Genomic DNA, 18,114 nt, shown 5'->3' on the forward strand with positions numbered 1-18,114 from the left:
ACTAGCTAGATTATTTAATCGTTCTATTTAAATAAATATATAATACCGTTTATCATTTTAACCTAATCAATATTCATGCAATTATGAGGATTACAAACGATAATGATTAAGATATGATTCATTTTTTGAATAGGTACTAGGTCAACAGTATAAAATAATGTACAATTAGTAAGTGAATAAAAAAGGTTAGGATGAGAGAAATGACAAAATCGACAAATGAAAATCACTTTGATTATCTTGTGATTGGTGGCGGTAGCGGAGGGATCGCTTCTGCAAATCGTGCGGGAATGCACGGTGCCAAAGTTGGCTTGATCGAAGCAAAAGATCTCGGAGGCACTTGTGTCAATCTTGGCTGTGTACCGAAAAAAGTTATGTGGCATGTTTCTGAGATGATGGAAGAGTTAGATATGTATGCAGAAGATTATGGTTTAGAATTAAGTGAAGTGCCGAAACTTAATTTCAAAAAAATGGCAGAAAATCGTAGACTATTTATTGAACGATTGCATGGTGCTTATAAAAATGGACTAGATAGCAATCACGTTGAATTGATTAGAGGTTATGCTAAGTTTGTCGATCCCCATACTGTTGAAGTAGAAGGGAAACAATATACAGCAAAACGTATACTACTGGCAACAGGGGGGAAACCTAAGCGTCCATCTATTCCTGGTGGTGAATTTGGAATCGTATCTGATGGGGTGTTTGATTTAGAAGCACTACCTGAAAGAATAGCTGTTGTTGGTGGTGGATACATTGGTGTTGAGATGAGTGGTATTTTCCATGGTTTTAAGGCAGATACACATCAATTTATTCGTAAATCAACACCATTACATGGATTTGATTCGATTATTCGTGAAGGGTTTACAGCATTAGCCGAAGCTGAAGGGAAAAATGTACACACCAATAAATCTGTCACAGAAGTAAAAGAGAACCAAGACGGTTCTTACACTATGTACTTTGGAGATGGAACAACTCACGAGACTGATTTGATTTTATGGGCAACCGGAAGAACGCCTAACACAAGTGGCTTGAACCTTGAAGTGACGGGTGTTAACTTATATCCTGATGGCTATATTGAGACAGATCAGTATCAAAATACGACAGCCGAACATATTTATGCTGTGGGAGATGTAACTGGTAGAGTGGAGTTGACGCCTGTTGCCATTGCAGCGGGAAGAAGATTATCAGAAAGACTGTTCAACGGGAAAACCGATTTGTATCTTGATTACAATAATATCCCAACAGTGTTTTTTACCCACCCACCAATTGGTACAGTAGGGATGACAGAAGAACAAGCAATGGATGAGTACGGAAAAGACCAGGTAAAAGTATATAAATCAGTATTTACCTCCATGCACAGTTCGATTACTAGAAACAAACAGAAATCGTATATGAAATTGGTTTGTATAGGTAAAGATGAAAAAATCGTTGGCTTACATGGTATTGGTCGAGGAATGGACGAGATGCTTCAAGGGTTTGCTGTAGCAATCAAGATGGGGGCAACAAAAGCTGATTTTGATGACACAGTAGCTATCCACCCAACTGCGGCAGAAGAATTCGTGACAATGAGATAGGTGTAGAAGAGAACTTGTAAGAGAGTTCTCTTCTTTTTTTTGAAAGCTTTTCCATCATCGTCATATCAGTCTTTATACGAAAGTTAAAATAGGTTTGACTGCAATTTTGCTTCTAAACACGAACGTTAAAGGTAGTAAAATAGCGAATGTTCTATAATTGCCTTGCTTTTTTAAATAGTACAGATTATAATTGGAAATGAATTTGTATAGAACGTCTAATATAGTTTAGCGATACGGGCTAATGTTTCTACCAATCACCTTAAAAGATTGACTATTAGGCTTAATGAAGACAGCTTGTACTGTTTTTTGTGAGTCTAATATACTTTTTAAGGATGAGTTCTCTCATCCTTTTTTATATGCTCTTATACAATACACACGCTTAGAGGTGTTTGGGTATTAACATAAAACGTATTTTTTAGTATGAGCTTAGCGTTTGATTACAAGGACTTCGATAATCGAAGCAACTATTTTGAAAGAGGGTCATGTCAGTGTTTGAAAAATACTTTCAGTTGAAAGAAAATAATACGAATGTCGGTCGTGAAATCGCCGCAGGTGTCACAACATTCTTTGCAATGTCATATATCGTTTTTGTTAATCCACAAATCTTATCGCTAACAGGGATGCCTTCACAAGCAGTTTTTCTAGCAACGATCATCTCTTCAGCAATCGGGACATTAATCATGGGGTTATACGCAAAAGTTCCTTACGCACAAGCACCGGGAATGGGATTAAATGCCTTCTTCACATACACAGTGGTATTTAATTTAGGGTTCTCTTGGCAAGAAGCTTTGGCAATGGTATTTATATGCGGTATCGTCAACATATTTATCACGATGACGAGCATTCGTAAAATGATCATTCATTCGATTCCTGAAACATTGCAACATGCAATCGGTGGGGGTATCGGTGTCTTTATTGCCTATATCGGATTGAAAAATGCTGATTTTTTAGAATTCACTTCTGAAGCCCCAAATATTATTTCTGCAAACAATCAGGCATTCGATGCTACGAACGAAACTTATCAAGGTGGTTTGAATACAGTTGTAACAGGTGGGGGAATCATTCCTGATCTTACTGCATTTACTACACCTCATGTATTATTGGGCCTCATTGGCTTGGTGATTACGATTATCCTTTTGATTGCTAATGTAAAAGGTGCCATTCTGATTGGGATTATTGCAACAACTTTTATTGGTATTCCAATGGGGGTTACAGATTTATCAGGTTTAACGAACCCTGCTAATTCCATTGGTTCAGCTTTTTCTGAGTTAGGCACGACATTTGGTGCTGCTTTTAGTTCACAAGGTTTTGGGTCTCTCTTAGCGGATCCATCACGTTATGCCTTAGTCTTTATTACGGTCTTTGCATTTACGCTAACCGATATTTTTGACACAATCGGTACATTTATTGGTACTGGTCGTAAAACCGGCATCTTTACTTTGGACGACGAGAAAGCAATGGATGAAGGAAAAGGCATCAACACGAAGCTAGAAAAAGCACTATTTGCAGATGCAATCGCTACGACTGCTGGATCAATATTTGGTACATCGAATGTTACGACATTTGTGGAAAGTACCGCAGGTATCGGAGCGGGTGGCCGTACTGGTCTGACGAGTGTTGCAACCGGTGTGATGTTCTTGTTAGCTGCTGTTTTCTCACCAGTTATTGCGATTGTACCAGGTGCTGCTACAGCCCCTGCATTGATTGTAGTTGGGATCATGATGATGTCAGCTTTCGGAGAAATCAACTGGAATGATATGGAAGAAGCTGTTCCAGCGTTCTTTGCTTCTATCTTTATGGGATTCGCTTATAGTATTTCATATGGTATCGCTGCTGGATTCGTATTCTACATTATTACTAAAGTGGTTAAAGGGAAAGCAAAAGTGGTTCATCCGGTTATCTGGGTAACAGCTGCTTTATTCATTATCAATTTTATTGTAATGGCAAATATCTAAAAAAATTAAAGGCTTCCGTCAAATCCTCTTGGATTTGACGGAAGCCTTTTTTATTATTCGTATCGGAGAGCTTCGATCGGATCTAGTTTTGCTGCTTTTCGAGCAGGATAGATACCAAAGAATACACCGACAGCTGTTGAGAAAATCAAGACAAGCGCAACGCTACCCAAGGTAACATTAGGAATAATATCCAGGAAACCGGCAATGACATTGGAAAGAAGAATACCGAGTGTTAAGCCAATCAAACCACCAATCAAACTGAGAATGATGGATTCCATCAAAAACTGAGTGAGTATCGTATTGGTTGTTGCCCCAAGAGCTTTACGCGTACCAATCTCTCTTGTTCGTTCTGTAACAGATACTAACATGATATTCATCACACCAATACCGCCTACAAGTAATGCTATTGCTGCTACAGCAGCGATAAAGTTGATAAAGAGTCCTAAAACGTTATCCACTTGATCTAATGCCTGTAAGAAGTTGGTTGCGGTGTAAATATTTTCGCCTACCGCATTATTTCTCAGTTCAAGCAAACGAACAATCTGATTAGAGACTGGTTCGATTTGTTCAGTCGCACCGACTTGAATGGTTGCTGAACTGATACCGGAAAATTGAGGAATCGTATTACCGATCGTTGAATTGGGTATTGCGACGAAAACGGGTAGCTCACTTGTATCAAACGAGCCCTGCATATCGCCGAATCGTCCTTCAAGAACACCAACGATTCTTAAGTTTAAAGGCACTTGAGCTGCAGTTACGCGTAGATTTTCACCGACCACATCTGTTCTTCCGTATAAAGCCTCTGCTGTATCTTCATCAATGACAACGACATCAGCTGACTCATCATAGTCATTTTGATTAAAATAACGACCACTAACTAAATTAGCACTCATGGCCTGACTGACATACTGCAAGTCAGGTGAACCATAAGAAATCACCGCTTGGCGAGATTCATCATCTGAGGATACTGTACCTTGTGTTTGTCCATCAGAAGAGATGTAGCGAATATCATCAATGGATTCTTTTAGTACAGTCAAATCATCCTCCGTTAAGGCATCACCGCCTTGTTCTGAGTCGCTTGCACTTAATTGGATGGTTGTTGCGCCTAGTTCACTGAAAGTACCAGTGATTTCACTAGCCGCACCATTTCCGACAGCGAGTATGGCGATAACAGAAGCAATACCAATAATGATACCGAGCATAGTCAAGAATGACCGCATTTTGTTGGCAAAAATACTGTCCAGCGCCATTTTTAGGTTTTCTTTAAAGAACATGTCCATCCACCTCCGTCTGATTCAATCGTTTAGGTGTCAGGTATTCGTTTTTACGAAGCACACCATCTCTGAAATGGACGATTCGTTTAGTATACTCTGCCATTTCGGGTTCATGCGTAACCATTACGATGGTGGTACCTTCATCATTCAAATCCTGAAAAATACGCATGATATCTTCTGTGGTCTTGGAATCTAAATTACCAGTAGGCTCATCAGCCATGAGAACCGAAGGGTTATTCACGATTGCTCTTGCGATCGCCACCCGTTGCTTTTGACCACCAGATATTTCATTCGTTAAATGGTTGATACGATCACCTAAACCTACTTTTTCTAAGGCTTCTGTCGCACGTTCTTTGCGCTCTTTTCTAGGTACCTTAGCATAGACAAGTGGTAACATAACATTCTCAAGTACACTCATACGGGTCATCAGATTGAAAGACTGAAAGACGAAACCAATTTCTTTGTTTCGGATATGCGCTCGTTCATTATCAGAAATACTGGATACGTCAGTTCCATTAAGAAAATAAGTACCACTATCAAACTGATCGAGTAAACCGAGAATATTCATTAGGGTTGATTTACCTGAGCCGCTGGGCCCCATGATAGAAGTGAATTCTCCTTCTTGAATAGAAAGGGAGACTTTGTTCAGTGCTGTCAAAGTTTCTCCACCCATTCGATAAATCTTTTCTATATTTTTGATCTCAATCAAGAGAACACCTCCTTTTAATCTTCGATTACGACCTGAACATCTTGAGAAATTTCATCTCCAGGAGAGAGAATCACTTGATCTCCTTCAGAAAGTCCTTCAGTGATTTCAATTGTAGTATTTGATTGAATACCTGTTTCAACCGCTATTTTTTGTGCCTGTTGATCAACGACTGTATAAACGTAAGGTTGGTTATCGTCATCGTAGTTGATGGCTTCAATCGGAACGACTAATACTTGATCTGCAGAAGCAACCGTAATGTCTGCGTCTATTTCAAATCCAGCTATCAACCCTTCTGGTTTTTCATCAAATGTTACGACAGCCCCAAGAGAAGTTGAAGATCCAACTTGTGATTGTTCTTGTGTAGCAACTGGATCAATGCTAGAAACTTTTCCTTGATATTCTTCATTGGCATAAGTCAATACGACAGGCTGATCGACCGATACAAGAGTTGCATCTGATCGTGATAATTGAATAGTTACTTCTAAGTTATCTAAATCAGCTAAAACGATAGATGATTGGCCTTGTTGTGCATTGTTATCGGGTTCTTCTTCCGCAACATTCATTTCTGTGACTGTTCCATTAAAATTCGCTGTATACGTTGTACCATCTAAATAAGTGACGAGTGTATCGCCTTCCTCTACGGTGTCACCAACGGTTACATTTACGTCTGTAACGATTCCTTGACCTAACACCTCTTGAGATGCTGAAGGAACGATTGTTCCATTCGATGCAATAACTTCTCTTACATCGTCTGTGACTACATCGGCCGCACGGACAGTAGTGTTTGGTTCATCTTGTGAACTATTCCAAATACTAAATCCGATAAATCCCACGACAACGATTAACACCACAACACTTAACCATTTTTTCCCATTCATATATAATGCTTCCTCTCTTTTCGCACAATTTTGTTCATTCCTCCATTATAGCTGTCGACATGATTGATATCCATGAAGAAAAATCGAAGATTTCTGACGCCTCCATTAAAACAGTAAAACGATTTGTTCCGATTGATTGTTAAAAGATAAATGTTGAAATCAGTATCAGTCGGTTCGGTTGTCTAGAAGGTGTATGGTAGAATAGACATACATTAGAATAACTGAATTTTATAGGGGGAAGTATAAAATGAAGGAGCACTATTTTGTAATCGGCGATATCCATGGTCAAATAACGATGCTTGAACAGCTGTTACAGAAATGGAATAGAGAAAAACAGCAATTAGTATTTGTAGGAGATCTGGGAGATCGAGGTGAAAATCCAAAAGCTTGTTTTGAACGCGCCAGACAGTTGGTATTGGAAGAAGGTGCGATCTGTCTTAGAGGGAACCACGAAGAAATGCTATTAAACTTTATGAATCATCCAGAACAGTATATTGAGAATTACGCAATGAATGGTGGATTAGTCACGATCAATTCGTTTATTGATGAGGAGATCGAGGGGAAGAAACCGAAAGAACTAGCAGAAAAATTGCAGCAACAAGCACCATGGTTGAAGCCGTTTATTGAATCATTGCCACTTAAAGTTGAATGGGGGAATTATCTAATTGTTCACGCAGGGGTAGACTTAACCATCAAAGATTGGAAAGAAACATCGAATCAAAATCTCGTTTGGATTCGTGAAGGCTTTTATGATCAACCGAATAATACAGGTAAGACAATTATTTTTGGACATACTGTAACCGCCATGTTGAATGAAAAACAGTCAGATGCTTCTATATGGCTTTCTGGAGATGGAAAAATCGGTATTGATGGTGGGGCTGTCTATGGTGGTTCGCTACATGGCATTGTTATTGATCAAAGTGGTATGATTGAGCAATACAGTATTCCAAACACAGGGTACGCGTTCAATAACCTCTTACGAAAGGAAAGTTAACTCATCATGAAAATCGGCATGATATCTGACTTGCATGTAGATATCAATCAGAAAACATTAGAACCGAATCAGACGGCTTTATCATTAATCATCGATTTGGTCATGAAACACGAATTGGACATTCTCCTGATAGCAGGGGATATTTCCAATCACTACAAGGAAAGCCAACTTTTTATAGAACATATCCAAACTGCAACAAAAGCGGAAGTTTATTTTACGCCTGGAAATCATGACTATTGGTCTAAAGATCATGAAGTAAAAGACACCAATATCATAGATAATTACTTTATGTCTAAACAACAATCGCTTGTTGGTAAGCCAAAAATCATCAACGAAAAATGGGCAATTGTCGGGACACCCGGTTGGTATGATTATGGATATGGGGACCATGATCAGTATACAGTTGAACAATTCGAGAAGAAAAAATACAAATTTGCTTCTTGGAACGATCGCCATTATGTCGATTGGGGCGTCGATGATCAAACAGTGAGTAAAAAGATGTTGAAGCAACTCATCAAGGACATCGAAGCAACGGAAGGTCGTCAGTTGATTTTAATGACCCATGTAGCGACTCATCCAGAGTTTGTCGTACCCTTACCGAACCGTATTTATGATTATGCGAATGGTTTCTTAGGGGCAAAATCTTACGAGTATCTATACGACCAATATCCGACTATCAAGTATAGTTTAATGGGACATGTTCACTTTAGAAAGACCTTTCGTGAAGGGGACCGCACTTTTATTGTAGCTTGTTTAGGAAATAAAAGACATTGGCGACATAAAAATTTCAAAGCACAACTTGAGAAAACACTGGTTGTCATTGATATCTAAAATAGTAGCGTAGTGATTTTATTCACTTTGCTACTTTTTTTATGGAATTGATCAAGGTGAAAAGATGTTAATGGAAATCAAATACGGAATCCAATGATTCTAGCGTGCTCATTTATGATAAAATAGGAGAGTTGAATACATGCATTGGAGATGAATAGATTGGCAGAAATTGAAAACAAACAAGTAATGGACTTACTCACAAAAGAATTATCAGCCTATTCTAAAAAGCAAATCACATCCGTATTAGATTTGCTGGATGACGGAAACACAGTACCTTTTATTGCGCGTTACCGAAAAGAAGTTACTGGCTCACTCGATGAAGTACAGATTAGAGAGATCGAAGAGCGTCATACCTATATAAGTAATATTGAAAAAAGAAAAACAGATGTCTTAGCTTCTATTGAAGAACAAGGGAAGTTAACACCAGAACTTGCAAGCGAAATAAAAAAAGCTACACAAATGCAAAAGGTTGAAGATTTATATCGACCTTTCAAACAAAAACGCCGGACAAAAGCAACGATTGCGAAAGAACAGGGGCTTCAGCCATTTGCAGACTGGATTTTGTCATTTCCAACAGATGATCTTGAAGACGAAGCAAAAAAATATTTAGATGAAGAAAAAGAAGTAACATCAGTCGAGGATGTACTGACTGGAGCACACGAAATCATTGCTGAATATATTTCAGATAATCCAAAGTATCGTGAATGGATTCGCGACTATACGAATAAAAATGGTGTTTTACAATCATCAGTAAAAGATCAGTCTGCTGATGATAAAGCTGTTTATGAAATGTATTATGAATATTCAGAAACACTTAAATCGTTAGTAGCGCATCGAATCTTAGCTTTGAACAGGGGTGAGAAAGAAGGCATCTTGTCTGTCTCAATCGATATCGCTGAAGACCGCATAGAGCACTATATAATCAAGCAAGAAATCAAAAGTGTTGAGCTAACACCTGCGGTAAAACAAATTAAAGAAGCCATCAATGATGCTTATAAGCGATTTATTCGTCCGGCTATTGAACGAGAAATTCGTAACGAACTCTCTGAACGGGCGGAAGAGCAGGCAATAAACGTTTTTGGAGAGAACTTGCGTAATTTACTCCTACAAGCACCCCTTAAAGATCAAACGATATTGGGGTTAGATCCAGCTTATCGTACAGGATGTAAGTTAGCTGTTATTGATGCGACAGGTAAAGTGCTGGCGATCGATGTTATTTACCCACATAAACCTGCTTCACAACAAAAACGAGCAGATGCTGCAAAACGATTCAAAGAAGTGATCGAAGAATACAACGTAGACACTGTAGCGATTGGAAATGGTACGGCCAGTAGAGAATCTGAAACCTTCGTAGCAGAACAATTGAAAGAAGCCAAACATAAAGTGGCTTATGTTATTGTCAACGAAGCAGGAGCATCAGTATACTCTGCCAGTGAAGAAGCGAGAAGAGAATTTCCAGATTTACAAGTCGAAGAAAGAAGCGCGGTCAGTATCGCTAGACGTTTACAGGATCCTTTAGCTGAACTAGTTAAAATCGATCCGAAGTCTATTGGTATCGGTCAATATCAGCATGATGTCTCACAAAAGAAACTGACAGAACAATTGGATTTCGTTATCGAAACCGTTGTTAACCAAGTGGGTGTCAACGTTAATACTGCCAGTGCAGCTTTACTGAAACACATCGCTGGTTTAACGAAGACGACAGCAGAGAATGTTGTAACTTACAGAGAAGAAAACGGGAAGTTCACCAGCCGTGCACAGCTGAAAAAAGTAAAACGACTTGGACCAAAAGCTTATGAGCAAGCAGTCGGTTTCTTGAGGATACCGGATGGAAAAGAACCGCTTGATCGCACAGGTATTCACCCTGAAACCTATAAAGAGTCAAAACAGATTATCGAAATGGCCGGTATGAAGAAATCAGCAATCGGTTCTGAAGAACTAAGCAAAAGTATCCAATCCTTAAATAAGGATACACTGTTAAGTGAAACAGGTTTAGGATCCGAAACGCTCGAAGATGTGATGAAAGCGTTGGTTGCTCCTGGAAGAGACATGCGTGATGATATGCCAGCGCCACTTTTGAGAACAGATGTATTGACAATGGAAGATCTCAAACAAGGAATGGAACTTGAGGGTACAGTGAGAAATGTTGTTGATTTTGGTGCATTTGTTGATATAGGTGTAAAACAAGATGGACTTGTGCATATTTCTAAATTGAGTAATAAATTTATCAAGCATCCAAGTGCGGTTGTTGCAGTTGGTGATATTGTAAAAGTTTGGATAGACTCAGTCGATCTGAAAAAAGGTCGAATCGCTTTAACGATGTTGAATGAGCAAAAGTAAAGAGAACATGACGGGGTGCCAAGCTAGCATCTCGTTCTTTTTATAAGGAGTAAAAGATGGATCAAATCACTTTGCAAAAACTTGTAGAAACTATTTCAATGAGGGTGTTTTCTAAGCCATTTGAACACCAAGCAATTTTTAATCCACGCTTGAAAACTACTGGCGGAAGGTACTTTCTGAAGACGCATCATTTGGACTTTAACCCACTTGTACTTGAAGTGCTCGGGATGGAAACTTTTGAAGGGGTCATCCGTCACGAACTTTGTCACTACCATTTGCACCTTGAAGGAAAAGGACATCGACATAAAGATCAGGACTTCAAGCAACTGCTAAAGGAAGTAGATGGATTGCGTTATACACCTGCCTTAAAAGAACGAAAACAAGTGAATGAATTATGGAAATATCATTGTAAAAATTGCTTGCAAATTTATTACAGAAAAAGACGGATAAATACAACGCGCTATGTCTGCTCCAAATGTCGAGGTACATTAGTTCTAGATGGTAAAGAGAATATCGCCATTGAATAAGGTGTAAGTATAAAAGAGGATTGACACATTCGTCTAACGTTGTTATGATAGTGCTTGTAGCGCTTAGCATACGTGGCGGAATGGTAGACGCGCCAGCTTGAGGGGCTGGTGGGGCGATGCCCCGTGGAAGTTCGAGTCTTCTCGTGTGCATCATTAAAAACTCGTAAAACAAGGTTTGCAGATCTCTGCAAACCTTGTTTTTTTGTCTAATGAGTTGATAATAGGGTTAACATCAATAATCTAGATATGGTTATGCTATACTACAAAGAAAAGGTGGAGTGAGCATGTGGATTATACTAGGAATCATGGCAATGATTGCAACATTTATGAATCTTTATAGATACAAAGCTGGAAAGGACTATACGCTTGCGATGGCGGCAGGTTTATCTTTCACAGCATTGACACTTTGTGCTGAATATAGTCTTGTGTTTCGCTGGGTAAAAGCGAATGATTGGACAGCGCTGGCAGATGTCGTTCCGACTATGGAAAAACTGTTATGGCTCTTGACTATTGCTGCGATCTTTTTAAACCTACTGCCGATCATATTAGAATGGAAGAATAAGGAATTGCCTTTACATAAATAGCAGAAGAAATATTGATAATAATCGACTTCGGATAGTTCGTGAAGCTAAAAATGAATCTGTTCCAATTGTGTAGCCTAAACAAAAAAAGAACAGTTCTCAACTGTTCTTTTTTTGTTGTTACTATTTTCGCCAATATGTCTGACACTCTTTTTTATCTTCGATATTATACGCAATAATAGCCTTAAGTAAATCGTAGTCAACAGTCTGTGATTGTTTGATTTTAAAAAGTCCTTTTGTTGTTTCGTAGCCAGCCTTTTCGATAGCCGCTGCAAATGCTAGAAGTGCTTTTACTTCGGGCGCTACAGAAATATGCTGCTTAGCTACGCTAAAACCAATAATAAAAGTATCGTGATCTGTAAAATTTGGTTGATTCCAAGCAATGCGTTGTTTTAAATCTGGAAATGTCTCTATGATATAGTCCAGTATTTTTGCAAGTTTATCTCTTTGTTCGATTTGATCGATTGTACTTAAAAAGTCATTGAATGTTTCCATCATTATCCACTCCTTTTTTATAGTAAGAACCGAAAAAGATAAGTATTAATTGATAGACAAAACAACAGTAGATAGTGTAATGAATAAGGGCATCGTGATCATAGCTAGTAAACTTGCCAGAACAACTAGACGTGCCCCATATTCATAATCTCCACCGTATAGTTGAGAAAATAGGGCAGTATTGACAGCAGTAGGGGTACAGTTTGCGATAGAGAGTACAAGGAGTACGGATTCATTTTGAATAGGGAGGAACCAAATGATCACTAGTCCGACAAAGGGGGTAATGACCAATCTGACGATTACTGTCCAGTAATTGTTTTTGACCATAAAGATTTCTTTAAGCTGACTTCTGGCTAAGTAGCCACCTAGCAGAATCATACCTAATGGTGAACTAGTATCTGCAATTTTATCGAAACCATTATATAGGATAGAAGGTATTTCGATTCTGAGTAAATATAAAGCTAAACCGGTAAAGGCACCAATAGAAGCTGGATTGAAAAAAGCTTGTCTGATGGTAACGGTTTGTTTTCCTTCAGATAGTAGCCATATACCATATGTAAATTGAAAAATACTTGATGCAACAATATACATCGATAAGTAAAAAATTCCTTGATAACCTAGCAGCGGTAAAACAATTGGAATACCGACCAGCGCCGTATTTGAAAAAACAACGGCGAACAAATCAATTTTTTTCCCGTTTCGAATCAATAATTTTGCAAAAACAATGCGAGAAATCATTATTAAAACAGAACCCACAAACATCAATCCTAAAAGCGATAACTGATCTGAATCGTAAGGTTGTTGAAAGGACATCATTAAAGCGATTGGAATAATCAATTTTGTTGTCATGTTGGCAATCTGTTGACTACCGAACATATCCAAAATATTGACACGAACGAGCATAAATCCAAAAAGCATAATGAAAAACATGGTAGCTAATTGCGCTAGAATAACTAGTGAAATAAGGTGGCCCTCCCATTGATTATTTTTTATCAATATACACCTAAGTAAAAGGGGTTGCAAATAAAAAGACTACCCGTTAAGGTAGCCATTTAGTGATTATCGATGCGGATACTGTTGGTCATCTTCAACGTGTACGCGAACTTTTACCTTTTCTGCTTTGGGTTGGTTTAAAGCGACCAGTATTAGTGCAGCGGGTATTACAGTTAAAAATCCAGTTAATAGTAATAATAAAATAAGGTTCATATGATCACCCTTTCGATTTTCTATCGATTGTAATCTGTTTAGTCATCTTAACATCATCAGTATGCGCCAAATGGGCAGGTTATTCAATCAATATGACCACATAAGCTGTCACTATTGGTCTTTATTGATGTATACTGTAAATAAAACTGAGAGGAAGAGAACATGCTAGAACGTATCCACCATACTGCTATTATTGCATCTAATTATGAAGAATCTAAGAAATTTTATACTGAAACGTTAGAACTTCCAATCGTCAATGAATTATACAGAGAAGAACGAGATTCTTATAAACTTGACCTTGCTATCGGTGATGCACAGATTGAGTTGTTTTCTTTTCCAGATCCTCCTGAAAGACCGAGTACACCCGAAGCACAAGGGCTAAGACATCTGTGTTTTGAAATTAACGATATCGATCACGTGGTTAAATGGTTGGAGAATAAGTCAGTTATCGTCGAGCCGATTAGAATTGATCCTGTAACTGGAAAACGATTTACATTTTTCAAAGATCCGGATGGACTGCCTTTGGAATTGTATGAAAAATAACAATCAAATCATTTAAATAAAGGATTGCCCCTCGCTTCACTTGACCAGATCAGAGATATGAGGCAAACTTATCTTATTACTTACTATATAGGAGGAAATATCATGGCTAAAAAAGCTTTACACACATGTGTTAGAGTAATGGATCTTGATAAATCAGTTGATTTTTATACAAACGTACTTGGGATGGAAATCACTAAGAAGGCTGATTATCCTGATGACAAATTCACATTAGTTTACCTGGCATTGCCAGGAGATAACTACGAAGTTGAGTTAACGTACAACTACGATCAAGAAGAGCCTTACGAAATTGGTAATGGTTATGGTCATATTGCGATTAGTGTAGACGATCTGCAAGCTACACATGAAGAGTATAGTAAAACACACTATGAAGTAACCGGGTTAAAAGGGTTATCTGACGGTGCGGCAAACTACTTCTTTATCAAAGATCCAGATGGATACAAAATAGAAGTTATTCAAGCAAGATAAAGTTAATGAGATTGTTTTAAAGTAAGCTCGAGTATTTTTTCTCGAGCTTACTTTTATACTTAAAAGGGGAGAAAGATATGTCATTACTAGAATTTGATGCGGGGGTATTTCATTATCCTTCAAGAAGGGAACTGGTTTACGGGAAAAAAGGCATGGTGGCTAGTTCACACCCTTTGGCATCTCAAGCAGGTTTGGATATTTTGAAAAAAGGTGGAAATGCCATTGATGCTGCAATCGCAGCAGCTGCGGCTATAACGATAGTGGAACCAGGGTCGAATGGTATCGGGGGAGATAGCTTTTCAATCTTGTGGAAAGACGGGGAGATTCACGGACTAAATGCGAGCGGACATTCTCCAAAAAACATGACTAGAGAAGCGGTCATGGAAAAAGGAGAGAAAATTGAAACGCACGGTATAGATCCTATCACCGTTCCAGGTGTACCGGCTGGTTGGGTAACGTTAAACCAAGCACATGGTAAATTATCATTAGAAGAAGTGCTTGAACCTGCTGCAAAAATTGCAGAAGAAGGATTTCCAGTGTCCAATACTGTTTCCAATGCATGGAAAAGAACATTCAAGATTCTTGACAAGAAAAGAAAAGATTTTCCAGAATTAGAAACGTGGTTTGATGTTTTTGCGCCAAACGGCCGTCCATTGGAACCAGGCGAAATATGGTCTTCTAAAGGACATGCAAGAACACTTAGGTTAATCGCAAAAACAAAGGGTGAAGCCTTTTATAATGGAGAAATCGCAGAAGAAATTGATCAACTATCTAAAAAATACAATGGCTTTATTCGTAAAGAAGACTTGAAAGACTACCAACCTGAATGGATTACACCTATATCAACAACTTATAAAGGGTATGATATTTGGGAAATGCCACCAAATGGCCAAGGAATCATCGCATTAATGGCACTTTCGATTCTAGAGAACATCGAGCTCAAAGGCAAAGATGATCCTGAAACGATTCATAAACAAATTGAAGCCATTAAATTAGCTTTCAGTGATGGACAAGCTACGATTTCTGATTTGAAGCATATGGAAGAAACAGTCGATCGACTACTCTCTAAGCCTTATGCCAATTCCAGAGCACAGCTTGTATCCCAAGAAGCAAAGGCTGCCAAGCCAGGGTTGAAGGACTATTCGGGAACCATTTATTTGGCAGCAGCAGATGAAGAAGGAAATATGATTTCTTATATTCAGAGTAATTATATGGGATTTGGATCTGGTGTAGTTGTGCCTGAGTATGGGGTGAGCCTTCAAAACAGGGCTTGTGGATTTACAATGGAAGAAGAGCATCCTAATGTAATTGGTCCAGAAAAAAAACCGTTTCACACTATTATTCCTGGATTTATTTCAAAAGATGAACAAGCCGTTGGACCTTTTGGTATTATGGGTGGTCAAATGCAGCCTCAAGCGCATTTGCAGGTAATTAGTTCCATGGTTGATTTCCATCTCAATCCTCAAGATGCTTTGGATGCGCCTAGATGGCATTGGGATGAAGGAAACAAAATCTCGATTGAGTCTGTGATGCCGTTAAACATCGTTGAAGATTTGATTAGAAGAGGACATGAAGTGACCATTGTTCCAGGAAAAGGACTATTTGGTAGAGGACAAATCATATTAAGAGATGAAATGGGTGTCCTTGTGGGTGCAACCGAACCTAGAGCCGATGGTCACATTTCAACATGGTAGCATCTAAGAAATAAACAGTAGACAGATATTTTAAATGAAACAGAACCATGATATAATTAAGAAAGCACTTTCATGATCTGTTCGATTTTTAGGAGGGTTAATATGAGTATACTGACATTCGATATAGGTGGAACCTCTGTTAAGTATGCTGTTTGGGATGAGGATCGCTTAAAAGAAAAAGGTAGCTTTTCGACCCCAGAGCGTTGGGAAATGTTGAAAGCAGCATTGCTTAAAGTGAAAAAAAAGGTAGAGAAGCATTTTTCTCTGCAAGGCGTTGCTTTTTCAGCACCTGGTGCAATCAATCAGATGGATAGACAAATTGAAGGTGTGAGCGAAGTACCTTATATTCATTTTTTTCCAATATATGATGAGCTAGAGCAAGTTTTTGAATTACCAGTATCGTTTGAAAATGATGCTAATTGTGCAGGACTTGCAGAAATTTGGCGCGGTGCTGCTGTTGATAAAAGTAGTGTGCTTTTTGTGGTTTTGGGTACTGGAATAGGCGGAGCTATTATTGTTGATGGAGAAATTCAACATGGCCATCATCTATTAGGCGGCGAGTTTGGCTTTATGTTATTAGATGGTGAACGCACATTCAGTGAATTAGGAACAGCCGTTGCTATGGCTAGAAGATACGCCAAACGTATGAATATACCGACTAATAAAGTCAGTGGCGAAGAAGTTTTTCAATTAGCTGAACAAGGAGACGCGGTAGCTAAGGAAGAAGTGAAAACATTTTTCCATTATTTAGTGAGAGGGCTATACAATTTAGCCTATTCATTCGATCCTGAAGTGTTGCTTCTAGGTGGAGGTGTATCCAATAAACCTGATTTGATTGAAAAAATCAACGAGGAAATGGATGATTTATTTGGCAGATTAAGAGTGCCACCTTATAGACCTAAAGTAGAATTGTGTCAGTTTAAGAATGATGCTAATTTGATTGGTGCGGTTTATCATTTTCTCCACACGCATGAAAATATGGACAAAGTAGTCAATAGAGTACCAGAATAGATTTCAGTAGTTAAAAGTTTGTGCTTAAATTCAAATAGGAATCGAGGACGAAATGGTGAAAATCAAACAACACGACAAAATCTTGTTTATTGGTGATAGTATTACAGATGTAGATAGAGACCGCTCAAATCCAAACGATCTTGGAAAAGGCTATCCATTAATGATAGCAGCAGAATTACAAGCGGGTATACCTGAAGAACAATTGACTTTTTACAATAGAGGTATCAGTGGTGATAAGGTAATCGATTTAAAAAAACGTTGGGAAGAAGATTGTCTGAATTTGAATCCAGATGTGGTCTCTATTTTAGTTGGAATCAATGATTCATCTCATCAGTTAAATATTGATCAGAGAATGAACAGGGACGCAATCGATCAGTTTGAAGAAGACTATCGGTCATTATTGAAGTCCCTTAGCCAGAGAACGGATGCAAAAGTTGTATTGATGGAGCCGTTCGTACTGCCACATCCAAAAGAGAGAATGGAACTTAGAGAAGACCTAGATCACCGTATTCAAATCGTCAGAAAAATGGCGCGTGAATATCAAACAGACTTAATCCCATTGGATGGTCTATTTAACGCACAAGGTGTTAAATATGGTTATCCTTATTTCACAGGAGATGATGGCATACATCCGACAGTTGCCGGCCACGGTTTGATCAAGGAAGCATGGCTCAATCAATTAGAATTTTAATAAAGATTGTATTACAGAAATGAATATGCTATAGTTAGCTCATGCGATGAGTCGATAAGTTCACTTTATGTGGACTATCAAGCACGATACAGGTGCATTGCACACAACAGGAAGTTGGTATCGGAAGTCCCTGGTGCTGTGAACACAATACTTCACTTTAGCTTTGCTAAAGTTGCTGAAGAAGAGATAAGGTTAATCCCTTATCTCTTCTTTTTTTTGTCTTTTTTTCAATCTATAACATTTGTTATTCAAGAATGTTGATTTTAAAGCAAAATTAATGTTTTTCACATGACAATTTGTTAATAAAATGATAAAATGTTTTAGGAAT

At 38.4% G+C, this 18,114-nt stretch carries 18 protein-coding genes, 1 tRNA gene and 1 riboswitch; of the genes, 13 read left to right on the top strand and 6 right to left on the bottom strand.

Translation table 11 applies throughout. The features are described from left to right. Positions 1-200: 200 nt before the first annotated feature. Both gor and J5J05_RS12135 read left to right on the top strand, forming a co-directional pair. Positions 201-1,571, top strand: coding sequence for a glutathione-disulfide reductase (gor, locus tag J5J05_RS12130; protein WP_208560927.1), 1,371 nt, complete (start codon positions 201-203; stop codon positions 1,569-1,571). Positions 1,572-1,767: 196 nt separating this feature from the next. Continuing rightward, positions 1,768-1,865: riboswitch (purine riboswitch) on the top strand. Positions 1,866-2,053: 188 nt separating this feature from the next. Next, a complete protein-coding gene (locus J5J05_RS12135; RefSeq protein WP_208560928.1) occupies positions 2,054-3,526 on the top strand; it encodes an NCS2 family permease in 1,473 nt (490 codons plus the stop codon). Between the two features lie 53 nt (positions 3,527-3,579). On the opposite strand, the gene J5J05_RS12140 is transcribed toward J5J05_RS12135, so the two are convergent. From J5J05_RS12140 to J5J05_RS12150, 3 genes are read right to left on the bottom strand one after another with little or no spacing between them, the layout of a single operon-like run. Continuing rightward, a complete protein-coding gene (locus J5J05_RS12140; protein ID WP_208560929.1) occupies positions 3,580-4,800 on the bottom strand; it encodes an ABC transporter permease in 1,221 nt (406 codons plus the stop codon). Next, positions 4,790-5,509 carry an ABC transporter ATP-binding protein gene (locus J5J05_RS12145; RefSeq protein ID WP_208560930.1) on the bottom strand — a complete coding sequence of 240 codons (720 nt, stop codon included), beginning with the start codon at positions 5,507-5,509 and terminating at the stop codon, positions 4,790-4,792. The genes J5J05_RS12140 and J5J05_RS12145 overlap by 11 nt, the downstream gene beginning before the upstream one ends. A 14-nt stretch (positions 5,510-5,523) precedes the next feature. Then, positions 5,524-6,387 (bottom strand): efflux RND transporter periplasmic adaptor subunit, encoded by an 864-nt coding sequence (locus J5J05_RS12150; RefSeq protein ID WP_208560931.1) that lies wholly within the window; start codon positions 6,385-6,387, stop codon positions 5,524-5,526. A gap of 247 nt (positions 6,388-6,634) precedes the next feature. On the opposite strand from J5J05_RS12150, the gene J5J05_RS12155 reads away from it, so the two are divergent. From J5J05_RS12155 to J5J05_RS12180, 6 genes are all read left to right on the top strand, one after another. Beyond that, positions 6,635-7,381 (top strand): metallophosphoesterase family protein, encoded by a 747-nt coding sequence (locus J5J05_RS12155; RefSeq protein WP_208560932.1) that lies wholly within the window; start codon positions 6,635-6,637, stop codon positions 7,379-7,381. Positions 7,382-7,387: 6 nt separating this feature from the next. Then, positions 7,388-8,212: a metallophosphoesterase gene (locus tag J5J05_RS12160; RefSeq protein ID WP_208560933.1), complete on the top strand. Its 825-nt coding sequence runs from the start codon at positions 7,388-7,390 to the stop codon at positions 8,210-8,212. Between the two features lie 150 nt (positions 8,213-8,362). Further along, entirely contained in the window at positions 8,363-10,552 is a 2,190-nt protein-coding gene (locus J5J05_RS12165; RefSeq protein WP_482809867.1) for a Tex family protein, read from the top strand. A 56-nt stretch (positions 10,553-10,608) separates the two neighbouring features. Continuing rightward, the gene (locus J5J05_RS12170) at positions 10,609-11,079 is read left to right on the top strand and encodes a SprT family protein (protein WP_208560935.1); all 471 of its coding nucleotides are present in this window, start codon (positions 10,609-10,611) and stop codon (positions 11,077-11,079) included. Positions 11,080-11,145: 66 nt separating this feature from the next. Next, positions 11,146-11,229 (top strand) — tRNA-Leu (locus J5J05_RS12175). Positions 11,230-11,363: 134 nt separating this feature from the next. After that, complete coding sequence (locus J5J05_RS12180) at positions 11,364-11,663, top strand: hypothetical protein (protein WP_208560936.1); 300 nt, start codon at positions 11,364-11,366, stop codon at positions 11,661-11,663. Positions 11,664-11,783: 120 nt separating this feature from the next. On the opposite strand, the gene J5J05_RS12185 is transcribed toward J5J05_RS12180, so the two are convergent. The 3 genes from J5J05_RS12185 to J5J05_RS12195 form a co-directional block, all read right to left on the bottom strand. Continuing rightward, on the bottom strand, positions 11,784-12,155 hold the full coding sequence (locus J5J05_RS12185; protein ID WP_208560937.1) for an iron chaperone: 372 nt from the start codon (positions 12,153-12,155) through the stop codon (positions 11,784-11,786). A 45-nt stretch (positions 12,156-12,200) separates the two neighbouring features. Beyond that, positions 12,201-13,151: an AEC family transporter gene (locus tag J5J05_RS12190; RefSeq protein WP_208560938.1), complete on the bottom strand. Its 951-nt coding sequence runs from the start codon at positions 13,149-13,151 to the stop codon at positions 12,201-12,203. A 63-nt stretch (positions 13,152-13,214) separates the two neighbouring features. Continuing rightward, entirely contained in the window at positions 13,215-13,361 is a 147-nt protein-coding gene (locus tag J5J05_RS12195; RefSeq protein WP_208560939.1) for a hypothetical protein, read from the bottom strand. Positions 13,362-13,523: 162 nt separating this feature from the next. Here J5J05_RS12195 and gloA2 point away from each other — a divergent pair, with 162 nt between their 5' ends. The 5 genes from gloA2 (at position 13,524) to J5J05_RS12220 (ending at position 17,786) form a co-directional block, all read left to right on the top strand. After that, positions 13,524-13,904, top strand: coding sequence for an SMU1112c/YaeR family gloxylase I-like metalloprotein (gene gloA2, locus J5J05_RS12200; RefSeq protein ID WP_208560940.1), 381 nt, complete (start codon positions 13,524-13,526; stop codon positions 13,902-13,904). Between the two features lie 102 nt (positions 13,905-14,006). Further along, positions 14,007-14,390 (top strand): lactoylglutathione lyase, encoded by a 384-nt coding sequence (gloA, locus tag J5J05_RS12205; RefSeq protein ID WP_208560941.1) that lies wholly within the window; start codon positions 14,007-14,009, stop codon positions 14,388-14,390. 77 nt (positions 14,391-14,467) lie between these two features. After that, on the top strand, positions 14,468-16,084 hold the full coding sequence (ggt, locus tag J5J05_RS12210; protein ID WP_208560942.1) for a gamma-glutamyltransferase: 1,617 nt from the start codon (positions 14,468-14,470) through the stop codon (positions 16,082-16,084). A gap of 102 nt (positions 16,085-16,186) precedes the next feature. Then, positions 16,187-17,095 carry an ROK family protein gene (locus J5J05_RS12215; protein ID WP_208560943.1) on the top strand — a complete coding sequence of 303 codons (909 nt, stop codon included), beginning with the start codon at positions 16,187-16,189 and terminating at the stop codon, positions 17,093-17,095. Positions 17,096-17,147: 52 nt separating this feature from the next. Next, positions 17,148-17,786 carry an SGNH/GDSL hydrolase family protein gene (locus tag J5J05_RS12220; protein WP_208560944.1) on the top strand — a complete coding sequence of 213 codons (639 nt, stop codon included), beginning with the start codon at positions 17,148-17,150 and terminating at the stop codon, positions 17,784-17,786. Positions 17,787-18,114: the final 328 nt, after the last annotated feature.

It is taken from the genome of Marinilactibacillus kalidii (genome assembly GCF_017599325.1).
In the GTDB taxonomy this organism is placed as follows: Bacteria; Bacillota; Bacilli; order Lactobacillales; family Carnobacteriaceae_A; genus Marinilactibacillus; species Marinilactibacillus kalidii.